We start from the raw sequence: 13399 nt of genomic DNA, 5'->3' as shown, positions 1-13399 counted from the left end.
GGGAGATTGAATGAGCAAGAAAATCAGTGCGGTTAGTATCCGTAAGTATATTGCATATCGAGGAAAGTCGTCCCATTGCTGTGTCGCAATGAACAGCCCACCCGACGCTTCACCGTGCTTTCATCATCATTGTCAGAAGGTGGGTTTTCAAAGATTAAGCTGAGGCTGGCATCGCCGGGTAATTCTGAAGCCAGAACCATGTCAGACTTTTGGAATCCTGCGATGAGCTGCTCACGCATCTTTTCAATAGAGTCCCGGTGGGAGCCTGAGATCTGGCCCCAGACACTGCCGTCTTTACGGGTTCCATGGATTTTGCCCGGTGAGATGACGAGATCGGGATAACGAGGGATCCAATCGGGGGTTTTTCCCCAGCCTTTGTAGTCGTCACCGTCACCAGTGGCGATGGATTCTTTCTCCTTGGGGATGAGCACCTTGCTAGCTGCAGCTTTGCCCCCCTTGATAGCGTCGTATTTGCCATCGATGATGTCCTGATATGGGAGAATCATACCGATGTCCGTGTAGATGTTACGGAACTCGATTTTATCGTCGACGACTCTGATAAATTTAACATTGGGGTCGTCCTCAATCACTTTCTGGGCTTCGAGTAATTTGGGATCTACCTGTTTTTCTTCAGGTGCAGAAGTCTCAGTGGAGGTGTCCTTCGATTTTTCACACATGGTGAGCGTGAGGCCGAGTGCGACTGCTGCACTGAGCTTTAAAGCGGAACGACTGATGGAGTAAGTCATGACTAAGGAATATGCTCCCATCATGCCTGCTTGCAACCATTCTCTTATTCTCGTTGATCTGGAGCGGATCCGGGGGGATGATTCCCGAGCAGAAAAATGAATCAGAAAACGACTATAGGTATCACATTGGGCGATCAAGCGGGCATTGGGCCGGAGGTTGTCGAGGCTGCATTATCATCCGGACAGATATCGGATAAATTCGAATACCGAATCATCGGGAGACGGTTGGATGTCGTGCCTGGTCACCCCACACGTGATTCTGCCCAAGCAGCTCTGGATGCCTTGGAGGAATCCGTCGCTCTGCTCAAGAAGGGTGAAATACAGGCCGTGGTGACCGCACCTGTCGGAAAAGAGGGGCTCCACGAAGTAGGGTTCCATTTTCCCGGGCAGACTGAATTTTTTGCCGACCGTCTAAGTTGTGATAATCACGCCATGTGCCTGACCGGTAAAAATCTAACGGTTGCCTTGGTGACTATCCATGTAGCCTTGGCGGATGTTCCTGCGTTACTCAAAAAAGATGAGATCATCCGCGTCGGGAAATTGATCGCTGAGTTCTGCAGACAACGCGGTATTGCGAAACCTCGAGTCGCCGTTTGCGGCCTGAACCCTCATGCCGGTGAGAACGGGGCATTTGGAAAGGAAGACATCGAGTTGGTTGAGCCAGCGGTGAAACAACTGCAAGATTACTCTGACGGAGTTGAGTTCAGTGGTCCACATCCGCCCGACACCATCTTCCGTCCTGCTGCCGATGGTGAATACGATGCCGTACTCTGCATGTATCACGATCAAGGGTTGATTCCTCTTAAGTTGTTAGATTTCGACACAGGAGTCAACGTCACTCTTGGCCTTCCCTACCCGCGAACCAGTCCCGATCACGGTACGGCCTATAACATTGCGGGGACGGGAAAAGCCAGCGCGAGCTCGATGATCCATGCCATTCAGTTAGCCTGTGAGATGTGTGATCATAGTTCAGAGTGAAGAATCCGGATACCAAAGAGTTGCTGCGTAAGCACTTCGGCCATGACTCGCTGCGGCCGGGGCAGGCGGAGGTGATAGATCGTGTGCTGGACGGAACTAACACACTGGCGGTGCTTCCTACAGGGGGCGGAAAGTCTCTCTGTTATCAATACCCCGCAGTTGTGCTCGATGGATTGACCATCGTGGTCTCACCATTGATCGCACTGATGCGTGATCAGGTTGATGTTCTTGTTAGGAGAGGTGTGGCTGCTGCACGAATCGATTCCTCGGTGGATGAAATCACTCGTCTGGATTTACTCGAGCAGTTAGAGATTGGAGCGATCAAGATACTCTATCTCTCACCAGAGAAGTTGACCGAACCTGCAATGATGATGCGGCTTAAAAAATTGTCCGTGTCTCTGGTGGCGATCGATGAGGCGCATTGTATTTCAGAATGGGGGCATAGTTTTCGTCCATCGTATTTACGGATCCCGAGATTGGTGAAATCACTAAAACCTCGATCTATTCTAGCTCTTACAGCCACTGCTTCACCCAAGACGGCGACGGGTATACGCAAGGCGTTTTCAATTTTGAAAAGAGACCAGGTGCAGACTTCGTTTTACCGCGAGAACCTGCATTTTGATGTTTCGGTTTGCTCTGAGGAGGAGAAAAAAAGTAGAACCTTGGATGTCTTGTCTCAGTCTGGTCGGACGCCAGCGATTGTTTACGCCACGAGACGAGGCGATGTTGAAGAGTTGGCTGCATTTCTCAATGAGCACGGTGTGAATGCCAGAGCATACCATGCTGGCATGCCTGCAGATGCCAGAGCCGAGGTTCAGGATGGATTCGTGGCTCATCGGTTCGATGTGATATGTGCCACCATTGCGTTTGGCATGGGGGTGGATATGCCAGATGTTAGATCGGTGATTCACTATCATCCTCCCAAGTCTCCGGAGGGATGGATTCAAGAAAGCGGTCGGGCCGGTCGAGATGGGCTTCCCAGCCATTGTGAGGTATTGCTGAATGGAGATGATCGCGCCGTGTTAGAAGGTATGATTCAGGCGAAACAGCCCGGTAAGCCCGCTGTCCGAGCGATTCTGCAGAATGTTTTTTCCCAAGGTCCGAGAGCTATTATCTCGCGCTACAATCTCAGCACTCTCAACGATGTTCCAATTGAATTACTGGATATTTTGTTAGCACGGCTGGAGACTTCCGGCTGGATCACGCAGGAGGGAGCCTCATGGATGTGGTGTCATTTGGTCCCACTGCGCTGGGATCAATCAGCGCGTGAACGATTAATGAAGGGGTTTCCAAAGCAACAGCAGGAAATGTTTTCTGAGATGCTGGAATCTAGACAGCGCATTTCACTATTCGAGATGTCGGGAAATGACGTGACGAAGATGAACAAACTTGTCGGCCAGTTGCGCGAACTGGAAGCGGGTGGTGAGGTAAGGCTTAAAATGAGTCACAGCTTGACGCACTACCGAATCTCCAAGGAACCCCAAAACCTCAATGAACTCGCTGATGAGATGCTCGAAGTGTTTCAGGATCACGCGAGAAATGATATCGAGCGCATTGATAGTGTTTTCAAAATGGCTTTGTCGCGACGGTGCTTGGCAGTTTCTCTGGTCGGATACTTTGGAGAAAAACTAACCAAGCCATGCGGCCACTGTGCATCCTGCCTAGGCAAATCCAGACCTCGCAAGCTTCCGCTTTCGTCAACCCGGGAGGTTACTATGGACGAGCTCGAAATTATTCAACGTCTGGTAGCTGAAAAACGAGCGCCACTTTCCAGTCCCCAGCGACTTGCTCGATTTCTCTGCGGCATCTACAGCCCTGCGATGATGCGGTATCGTCTCTATCAGCACAATCACTGGGGGATGCTGGCTCGCCATTCCTTTGATGATGTCGAGACCATCACTCGCAGCGTGATCTAACATGAGGTGTGGAGAGTTATCCCTTCACCCCTGCGCTGGCGACTCCTTGAATAAAGTATCGCTGGAAGAAAAAGAAGATCACGATTACCGGGAGTGTCATCATCAAGTTACCCGCGAGAATTAGTGCCATGTCATGGCTGGTGGAGTCGTCCGCGCCCATAGCATAGATACCTACGGAAAGAGGAAAGCGACCCATGTCTCGTAGGTAAATCAGTGGCTGCATGAATTCATTCCAAGATGCCATGAACGACATGATGGCAATCGCTGCCATCGAAGGTTTGACGAGTGGGATGATCACATACCACCAGATTTGAAGTCGGTTCATACCATCAATCTGAGCGGCTTCTTCCAAGTCGTTGGGAATGGTTTTCATCTGCTGAACCATGAGGAAAATGAAAAATGCGACACCGAACCACGTGGGCACCCAGATCGGGTTCAAGGTATTGTACCAGCCCAGTTCACGCCAAATCAGAAATTGAGGGATCATGGTGACTTGAGGCGGGAGCATCATGGTGGATAGCAAAATCAGAAAAGCCAAAGAACGGCCAGGCCACTTTAATCGGGCAAAGGCATAAGCCACAAAGCATGAGCTGGCGACTGCGCCAAAAATAGAGAGAACTGTGATCAATACGCTATTGATGACGTATTTCCAGAAAGGCATGGAAAGAAATACCCTTTCATAATTCCTAACAACTTTTCCATACCCGGCAGTCGACGTAGAACTGGGGTCAAGTGTTAGGGTGAGAGTGATTTCGCTTTGTTGTAAGTTGGGCGCCTCCTCGCCACTGATCTTTTTCATCGGAACCCAAGGGCGTTTGCCCCACTCTTCCTCGTCGTTGTCAGTCAGTTGGAGAGTGAGGGCTGAAGCCCGATTTTGTGCAAGCCAGACAGCGCGAGTTCCTTCATATTGAACCCCATTGATCTCGACCGATGAGTGCATCCGGTGCCAGCTGGCATCGTAGTCGAAGGGAATGATGATACGGTAGATATCTTTACTCGGGCGATTCACCGTGAACGTTCTGGTGATGACCAGAGGTTCGTCCGTAGAAGCGGCGAAGTGACTTTGGACGACTAAACGACCATCTGTGTCATAGGCTAGACCTCCCGACGATTGAGGTGCTGCCTTGAGGCCTTCGGGTATCGGGTCGCTCTGTTTACCGCTGCGGAATTTTTCTTGGTAAATCACCCCGGCTCCTCGTGCGCGGACTTTGATTCCGTGGATCACGAGTCGTGCCAGTGTTTGATTGTAGGCTTTGATCAGTTCCGCCTGCACCCCGTTTCCAGCTTTCAGGGCGTTTTGAAAAGCGGTTTCTACTTTGGCGTTATCCGTTTCCTGCCAGACCTGCTGAGGCATTTTTTTCAATCCTCTGGAAATCATGAATTGCCCGGCCTGCTCTACCATCTCCTCGTCGGCTTCATCGCTAGCGAGGAGCCTCGGGCGGGTGGCGTCCTGCGTGATCAGCTGAGTGACTATTGCGGTGAACTTGGGAAGTAGGAATTTCCAGCGTTCGGCACTGCACCCGGCAGGTCGTGCTGGGCGATCGATGTTGATCACATAAGGGCTGTTAGGTCTGAACTCAGGAAGGTCAGGCCAGAACTCGCCTTGGCTCACTTCTTCGTCAGTTTTGATGCTGGAAACTAACATCCACAGGAATGGAAACAGAAATACTGCAGAGCAGCTCGCAAGTATCAGCCACAGAAATCCCTTTCCGGAAAGGAATCGCCACAGTCTGTTCTCTTGTTTTGCCATGTTGTTAGGATGTTACTCGCTCTGATAGTGAACCCATTTTTTGGACGACCACAGCTTCAGAATAGTGAGGAGAAGAACGATGGTGAACAGCACCCAAGCCATGGCACTTGCGTATCCCATACGGAAGTACTGGAAGGACTGCTTGAAAAGGTAGTAAGCATAGAAAAGTGTCGAGTTCTCGGGCCCTCCTTGGGTCATGATGAAGGCCTCATTGAAAATTTGCAGCGTGCTGATGGTCCCCATAATCAGATTGAAAAGAATATAGGGGGTGAGCATCGGGAGGGTGATGTGCACAAACTGTTTCCAAGGCCCGGCGCCATCGATGCGAGCGGCTTCGTAGAGGCTTTTGGGGATCGCCTGCAGACCGGCTAGCCAGATAATCATCGCTCCACCGGCGGTCCACAGGTGCATCATGATCATCGCGGGTTTCGCCCAGCCAGCTTCCTGCAGCCAGTTCGGTGCGGTGACTTGTTGGCCAACGATATGATTCTCTAACCATTCAAAGGGAGCGGTGTTGAACGACCAATCGAGAATTTGGTTCACGATGCCGTTTTGCGGATTGAGAAACCAGAGCCAGAGAAATGAGGTGGCGACCACAGGCATGATCGCGGGTAAGTAGAAAATGGTTCGGAAGGTTCCAATACCGCGAAAACTCTTCCGCAGCATAATGGCGATCGCCAAGCCAAGAGCCATGGAGAGGGGAACGCGCAGCAGCATGTACAGGGTGTTGCCCAAACTTTTGGAAAATAAATCGTCGGCAGGGAGGCTAGCGTAGTTATCAAAGCCAACATAGCGCGCGTTACCTAACACATCATAGCTGGTGAAGCTGATCACCACACTGAAGAGGATCGGGCCAGCGATGAATATGATCATGGCTAGGAACCAAGGGCTGGCGAAAAACAGCGCCCAACCAACCTCCCCAGCTCGGTAATGGCGGGTGTTCCTTTTCTTGCGATAAGCGATGAAGATTGCGACGAAGGGAAGAATACAGAGGATGCCGTAGCCTATCAGATACGGTCGCCATGCCACGGTGCTACCCACAGGGGGGGAGAGCACGGCATCGAGTCTCTCCTGCACCGAGCTCTGAACATTTTGCATCGCGATGCGGGCTTCGATTTCGCCCAGCTTTTCTTTTCTTTCGACGCCTGTCAGCGATGGATGTTTTTCGCGGAGTTCTGCCAAGGCTGGTTCGGCGACTCGCTCTTGGTTATGCTGGACAGCGCTCTCATAACCTTCCACGTGTTTGTTCCAAAGTAGCTGCCCCACTGGAGTGACCGGGCGGATGTAGGTGTTTGGGCCGATGTCGCGGATTTGTTGGTAGGCGGATTTGAAAGTGTTCGGCATATCCGGGTTATTGAACACCTCTTCATCCAGCACCTGTTCGAATAACTTACGTTTCGCCGAGCCGCGCGGAAGGTAGAGGTTGCCGGCACTTTCCTGTCCCTCTTTGTATTCCTGCTCCATGTAGCGCAGGGTTTTGTCAGTGAGTAGAAACTGCATCAGCTTGAACGCACCTTCTTTCTGACGCGATGTGGTGGGCATCACATAGGCATATCCACCCGACCATGTGAGCGGCTTGTGTCCGGCATCCAGCCGATCTTGCGGCATAGGCGGCGCGGTGATGACGAAATCCATGTCGCGCTTGTGGGCTGCAATCAGGTCGAGCGCCCAGTTGCCATCGATTTTCATTGCCACCTGACCCGTCAAAAACGGGTCCATCGCTCCTTCATACTGAAAGCTGGAACGATAGGCCTCGACGTTTTTAAATCCCCCGAGATCATCGTAGATGTCAGTCATATACTTGAGCGCACGCACGACCTCGGGGCTGTCCATGGTCACTTGTGTCCTTGTAGGATCGAGAAACTCACCCCCTGCTTGCCATGCATAAAGATAGAGCCAAGAATTGCCAATGTTAGGTGCAAATCCGATACGTTCCAGACCTTCTTCAGGTTTGTTAGGGTTTTTAAAGCGGCTTAGAAAAGTGGCATACTCGCGCAGCTGCTGCCAGTTCTTCGGAGGAACAATATTGCCGTCTGTATCCTGATAACCTTGCTGGCGCAGAAGGTCAGCATTGATATAGAGCATGCGGAAATCCACCGTGACCGGGAGTCCGTATAAGTGTGCTTCGGAGCCGCTGTTAGGTTTGGCGTAGCTGGCTTCTTCCAGAGCGAATTGATAAAATTCACTGGGGTCTATTCTGAGCGGGTCATCCAGAGACTGATTTTCCAACCATGGAGTAAGATCCTCAAAAGCATCTTTGGCCGCCCACTCACCCACCGCAAAGCGATCGAAAAATACCACATCAGGGGGGACGCCTCCCGCGATGGCGGAAAGTAGGCGTTGGGCGTCTCCTACCACGTCTTTGGTGACCGGAACGCTGTAGATGACCTTGTATTCCGGATATTCTTTTTCAAAAGCACGGAGCACCGGCATCATTTGATCGGTCAGCCGGGGATTGCCCCAGAAAACCAATTCGATTCGACCATCGGCTCGCACATCTGAATGAGTGCTGCGCTGAGTCCAGATCGCCAGCACCACGATTAGCAACAGAAACAAAACAATGGCCAAACGCAATGATACCGCGCCGCGAAGGCATGGGGAGTCATCGTTGTACCTTTTTCCTATCATCCTGCGCAGGTTAGCGGGTGAGCGCTCAGGGTCAAGCTGGTGGTGTCAGCTGGTAAAAGGTCGCGGCATTGTGGTGGTAGACTGCTCGTTTTTCGCTGTCGCTTAGGGCGTGGATCAGATTGTCCACAGTGCTCAGCCAGGTGGGATAATTCGTTTTATTGAGCCCATTTGGCCAGCCGGAGCCAAATATGATCCGCTCCGTGCCAAAGGCTCCCAGCAGTGTGTCGAAATAGCGTTGAACCGATTCGGATTGCTTCACCGTGGATTCACCCTGCAGCATATTCGAGAGGCTGGAAAGGCGATGGTAAACGTGGGGCCGACGTGCCAATTCGCGGATCTGTCGAGACCAGCTTTTTGAATCTGGCAGGGCGGTGTTTTCACCAGAGGAGCTAAATCCGAAGTCGACGATCATTTGTTGCCCCGGATGACGATCAGCCAGATTGATCATGCCAGCTAAGCGTGTGGGCGAGACGAAAAGCTCAAGTGTCTTCCCGCTCTGCGTGATTTCCTCAATGCCATGATCGAAATCAGGATCCTCCAGATCGTCTCCATCTGAAAAGGTTTCCTGATAGCCCAAGACCAACGGACGTCGACTGTCCTCGTCCAGATACGCCTTGATTTTTCCGGAGGAAATAGGAATCCAAGTGACGCAGCCAGCGATCAGCTCGTCGGAGTTTTCGGCCAGTTCCAGAAGGGGAGTGTTCAGCTTCACATCTGTCTGGCGCTGCACGGCGATGACTTGATCCACACCGCTGAACTCGATTTCCTTATCCAGTTCGTCTAGCAGATTTTCTAGATCTGTTTCAGGATTATTGGCTAGCAGTTCTACGTGAGCGTCAATCATGCGTTGAAAAGTCGGCGACGGCCGGCGTTTTGGCAAGCTCCTTTGGCTTTAGCATGCTGACATCTGAAATTTATTCGAGCGCGAAAAATGTGAAACACAGTCAGGAGTTTTCATGTATCCTTAGGTCATGAAACGCTTTCTATCGACTGCCGTTGTGGTGGTATTCACGCTTTGTTCTGCGGGAGCAACACAAGCTAAACCTAACATCCTATTTTGTATCGCCGACGACTGGGGCTGGCCCCACTCACCGCTCTACGGAGATAAGGTCGTCAAGACCCCCACGTTTGAAAGCATCGCGAAGCGCGGGGTATTGTTCAACCATGCCTTTGTCTCTTCCCCCTCCTGCACACCGTCGCGCAATGCGGCACTGACTGGCCAATACCATTGGCGACTCGGTCCTGGAGCTAATCTTTGGAGTCAGTTCCCGGGAGGGATCGATACTTATCCTAGGATACTTGAAAAACACGGTTATTACGTTGGTTCATATCGGAAATCCTTTGGACCTGGTAAGGACTTGCCAGCTCCAGTGGCAGGGAAGAAGGTGGGCAGTGTCGACAAGTTTTTCAAGAACCGCCCAGATGGGAAACCGTTCTGTTTTTGGTTCGGCTCCTCAGATCCCCACCGTAGTTACAAACTGGGTTCAGGCGTAGCGAGCGGGATGAACCCCGCTGATGTTCAAGTTCCTCCCTATTACCCGAATAACCAAACCGTCCGCAGTGACATCTGTGATTATTATTTCGAGGTGCAACGCTTCGATCGCGAAGTTGGCGAACTCCTGGATCGACTCGAAAAGATGGGAGAGCTCAAAAACACACTGGTTGTGATGACAGGCGATCACGGCTGGCCTTTTCCAAGAGGAAAAAGTAATCTCTATGATGCTGGCGCACGTGTCCCACTGGCTGTGATGTGGGGAGATGAGATTAAGAAGGATCGCAGGGTTGATGACTTTGTTAGTTTTGTCGATTTGGCGCCCACCTTTCTGGCAGCAGCCGGTGTGGAAGTGCCATCAAGCATGAGCGGTAAGACATTGCTACCAATTCTCAAGTCTTCTAACAGCGGTTTAGTGGATGGTTCACGGGATCATGTCATCTTTGGCAAAGAGCGTCACACACCCTGCCAGGAGAAGGGGCAGCTAGCGGCACCATGTCGTGCTATTCGAACCAAGGACTTCCTTTATATCCACAACTTTTTCCCCGACCGCTGGCCTGCCGGTGCTCCGAAAGCAGAAATCCGATCAAATTGGGGCGACTGTGACGAAGGGCCGACTAAAACCGAAATCCTTAAACTCAGGGACGATCCGGAGGGTAAAAAATTCTATCAGCTCAACTTTGGCAAGCGCCCCCAAGACGAACTCTATGAGATAAGCACGGATCCCCATCAGATTCATAACCTTGCCGATGATCCCAAGTATGCTGAGACGCTCAAAAAGTTAAGAACTCAGCTAATGGCAGAACTAACAGAAACGGGCGACCTCAGAATGCAAGGAAAAGGCGATGTCTACGAGTCCTATGGATACCGAAGCTACGGTGGATCTAAAAAGAAGAATCGTTAACTAAGCCCTGGAGCATCGCTCCACTTATGCTATGAAAATAGTCGAGTAATCTCCTAATTGCTGCATAGAGTTCTGCGTATGGAGCACACCATCTTGGTTCTTAAGGCTGCATTGCCGGTCTATCTCATCGTCGCACTCGGCCCGCTACTGCGGCGCACGAAAACGCTGACGCCGGAAATGGACAAGGGGGTGATGTCGATGGCGGTGCATCTTTTCTACCCCTGCCTGATCTTGGATAAGATGTTAGGCGTGGAAATTTTGCGCGATGCCGGTGTGGTCTTTTCATCCGCAGGAATCGGTTTTTCCATGATCGTTTTGGGCATGGGCCTTGCCTTTGTGGTGGCAAAGCTGATGGGGTTCGAAAAAGGCGGCGGTCTGCGCACTTTCTCTGCTTCCTGTGGTATTCAGAACTACGGCTTCATCGCGATTCCCTTGATGGTCTATGTCTTTCCTAACAATGACTCCGCCTTGGCGGTGCTGTTCACCCATAACCTTGGGGTGGAGTTGGCGCTGTGGACGGTGGGCATCATGCTGATTTCTGGAAATCGAACTCCGTCATGGCGATCTTTCGTCAAAGGGCCGATCATTGCCGTGGTGGTGGGTATTTTCCTGCTGCAAACTAGCACCGATCACTTAGTGCCGGATGTGGTGAGTCGTGTGTTCACGATGTTAGGCATGTGCGCCGTGCCTGTCTCCTTATTGTTAGTCGGCACCACCATGTATGACCTCGCACGCGATGTCCGACTCGATTGGAAAGTGTCTACCGGTGGAGTGCTCGTGCGTCTGGCGATGGTGCCATTTGTCATTCTTTGCGTAGCGAAGTTTCTGCCGTTAGCTCCGGAGCTCAAACAGGTGCTGATCATCCAGGCTGCGATGCCGGCGGGCGTCTTCCCCATCGTGCTCTCACGTCACTACGGTGGTCGCGCGGATGTTGCCATTCAGGTTGTCGTCGCCACCACATTGGTGAGTTTGATCACCATGCCACTGATCGTTTCCTTCGGCATGGCATGGATAGGCTTGTAAAGTAGTTGTGTCAGAATCATTGACCGATGCAACAAGCTCGGATTTAATCGATCCCCTCAATGAGCGACATGGAAATCCAGGGGCAGGTGATCAAACCTGGCGAGCGAAAACTCGTCAGGATCAAAGTAGGTGTGCTGACCACACACGAGCCGGTCACCCTGCGCTGCTGGGTGATCCGTGGAAAACAGGAAGGCCCCACTTTGATGGTCACCGGATGTTTGCATGGCGATGAAATCAACGGAGCCGAGATCATCCGGCGCTTGATCAACTCGTCTTCGCTGCGCAGAGGCTTCAAGGGGACTCTCATTGCCGTGCCCATCGTCAATGTTCCCGCCTATTCTAACAGGTCACGCTATCTGCCGGATAGACGCGATCTGAACCGTGTGTTTCCTGGCTCTCCCAAGGGTTCACTGGGAGGGCGCTTGGCGCATATTCTTACCAGCGATTTGTTGCCGCTATGTAACGCGGTGGTGGATCTGCACACAGGTGCCGTCAACCGGGCGAACCTACCTCAGATCCGGGTGACAGCGGACGATGAACAATCTCTTGAGTTGGCTACGGCCTTTGGTCCACCGGTCACTTTGCTGTCGGCTGTGCGCGAGGGGACATTCCGCTCTGCCTGCAATGCTGCCGGCGTGCCGGTGATCCTCTATGAAAGTGGCGAGGCGCTACGGCTCGACACCGCCTCCATCCGCTTCGGCAAGCGCGGTGTGCTCACTGTGATGAGGCATCTTGGGATGCTACCAAAGCGTGCTGCCGCGGCGAGGAAACGCGCAGCCAATGCCGTGCTGTGCGGTAAGAGCTACTGGGAACGCGCCCAGATCGGCGGCTTGTTCACCCCACGCATGGCGCTGGGCAGGGCGGTGAAAGAAAATGATGTGCTCGGCTTTGTGGCCGATCCGTTGGGCGACTACGAAGAGGAGATCCGCGCCAGCCAGAGCGGCATCCTGATTGGCCGAACCAATGAGGGGCAGGCCGACGAAGGCGATGCCTTGTTCCACATCGCCCAAGTGAAATATCCCGACCGCGCGGAAAAACGCATCGTCAAATCCGGCGAAGGTCTGTCCGATATCGCTGCCGGCGATGACGACCACCCGGTGCATTACGATCCCTACACGGATGTGATTTGATCTCTGAGTTGGATGAAAAAAAAGACCCGACACACTCAAGTGCCGGGTCTGGTTAAGAAAATAGTAATCTCAATCGCCTTACTTGCGACGGCGCATGAGAAGTGCGATGCCTCCGAGGCCAAGCAAGGCGGTGGATGATGGTTCTGGGACGGTATCCACAAGGAGTTGGGAGCCGCTGTAATTATGTAGATTGTTGGTTCCACCCGGTTCCATGTTTACGCCGGTGCTAAGGCTGATGAAAACCCAATCATCTTCCACCCAGTTCGTCTGCAGCCAATTTGCCAAAGTGTTTTCTCCGGAAGGATCAAGGGAAACTGATCCAGCAACGTGGCCGTTTTCGAAATTATTCATCAGGACGGTATCGACCGTCTGAAAATCACTGGCCAAGCCTGTGGAAGTCGAGCTTGCACGAACAATGTTGGCAGTTAAATCAAAAGTGGTGCCATCAGAAAAGTTGGTGTTGTCCTGGGTGGTGATGAAATCTGCACTCAAGATGTCTGCGGGGTTCAGGCCGGTCATCTGAAAGGAGAAAACGGCGACCAGATCGACACCGGAGCCGTATGCACCCGCCTGAGCAGCTCCGCCGTTGAAAGCGTCGCCAGATCCGTCCCCAGTGGGAGAGCCTGATGGGGCATTGTCAATGGCTCGACCTTGAACTCCAAGAGGTAAGGAGATGATGGTCGCTGCCTCGACGGAGGAAAAACCTGCGGCGGCGATCACCGCAGCACCTGCCAGGTTGAGTGTGTATTTTGTGTATTTCATATGAATCAATGGTTACTTTGTTTGGAAATGGAGAGTCCGGTCCAAATTGTTTCGCTGCATTCACAACGAT

General features: G+C 52.1%; 10 protein-coding genes. 5 read left to right on the top strand and 5 right to left on the bottom strand.

All coding sequences use genetic code 11. The annotated features are described in order from the left end of the window. Window positions 1-32: 32 nt before the first annotated feature. Window positions 33-746 (bottom strand): hypothetical protein, encoded by a 714-nt coding sequence (locus ACSPJT_RS08340; protein ID WP_435895918.1) that lies wholly within the window; start codon window positions 744-746, stop codon window positions 33-35. Window positions 747-842: 96 nt separating this feature from the next. On the opposite strand from ACSPJT_RS08340, the gene pdxA reads away from it, so the two are divergent. Further along, a complete protein-coding gene (gene pdxA / locus ACSPJT_RS08335; RefSeq protein WP_435895917.1) occupies window positions 843-1724 on the top strand; it encodes a 4-hydroxythreonine-4-phosphate dehydrogenase PdxA in 882 nt (293 codons plus the stop codon). Further along, complete coding sequence (locus ACSPJT_RS08330) at window positions 1721-3640, top strand: RecQ family ATP-dependent DNA helicase (protein ID WP_435895916.1); 1920 nt, start codon at window positions 1721-1723, stop codon at window positions 3638-3640. The genes pdxA and ACSPJT_RS08330 overlap by 4 nt, the downstream gene beginning before the upstream one ends. A 16-nt stretch (window positions 3641-3656) precedes the next feature. Here the strand turns inward: ACSPJT_RS08330 and ACSPJT_RS08325 are convergent, their stop codons facing one another. From ACSPJT_RS08325 to ACSPJT_RS08315, 3 genes are all read right to left on the bottom strand, one after another. Further along, window positions 3657-5390: an ABC transporter permease subunit gene (locus tag ACSPJT_RS08325; protein WP_435895915.1), complete on the bottom strand. Its 1734-nt coding sequence runs from the start codon at window positions 5388-5390 to the stop codon at window positions 3657-3659. A 12-nt stretch (window positions 5391-5402) separates the two neighbouring features. Continuing rightward, window positions 5403-7946 carry an extracellular solute-binding protein gene (locus ACSPJT_RS08320; RefSeq protein WP_435895914.1) on the bottom strand — a complete coding sequence of 848 codons (2544 nt, stop codon included), beginning with the start codon at window positions 7944-7946 and terminating at the stop codon, window positions 5403-5405. A 103-nt stretch (window positions 7947-8049) separates the two neighbouring features. Further along, window positions 8050-8862 carry an amidohydrolase family protein gene (locus ACSPJT_RS08315; protein ID WP_435895913.1) on the bottom strand — a complete coding sequence of 271 codons (813 nt, stop codon included), beginning with the start codon at window positions 8860-8862 and terminating at the stop codon, window positions 8050-8052. Between the two features lie 127 nt (window positions 8863-8989). On the opposite strand from ACSPJT_RS08315, the gene ACSPJT_RS08310 reads away from it, so the two are divergent. The 3 genes from ACSPJT_RS08310 to ACSPJT_RS08300 all read left to right on the top strand — a co-directional run bounded on the left by ACSPJT_RS08310 (window position 8990) and on the right by ACSPJT_RS08300 (window position 12567). Continuing rightward, window positions 8990-10414 carry a sulfatase family protein gene (locus ACSPJT_RS08310; RefSeq protein ID WP_435895912.1) on the top strand — a complete coding sequence of 475 codons (1425 nt, stop codon included), beginning with the start codon at window positions 8990-8992 and terminating at the stop codon, window positions 10412-10414. Window positions 10415-10492: 78 nt separating this feature from the next. Further along, complete coding sequence (locus tag ACSPJT_RS08305; protein WP_435895911.1) at window positions 10493-11437, top strand: AEC family transporter; 945 nt, start codon at window positions 10493-10495, stop codon at window positions 11435-11437. Between the two features lie 59 nt (window positions 11438-11496). Continuing rightward, entirely contained in the window at window positions 11497-12567 is a 1071-nt protein-coding gene (locus ACSPJT_RS08300; RefSeq protein WP_435895910.1) for a succinylglutamate desuccinylase/aspartoacylase family protein, read from the top strand. Between the two features lie 78 nt (window positions 12568-12645). Here the strand turns inward: ACSPJT_RS08300 and ACSPJT_RS08295 are convergent, their stop codons facing one another. After that, complete coding sequence (locus ACSPJT_RS08295; protein ID WP_435895909.1) at window positions 12646-13329, bottom strand: PEP-CTERM sorting domain-containing protein; 684 nt, start codon at window positions 13327-13329, stop codon at window positions 12646-12648. Window positions 13330-13399: the final 70 nt, after the last annotated feature.

Source organism: Oceaniferula spumae (assembly GCF_042849255.1).
In the GTDB taxonomy this organism is placed as follows: domain Bacteria; phylum Verrucomicrobiota; class Verrucomicrobiia; order Verrucomicrobiales; family Akkermansiaceae; genus Oceaniferula; species Oceaniferula spumae.
Note: the sequence above shows the minus strand (reverse complement) of the source record. Positions and strands in the feature narration are given on the sequence as shown.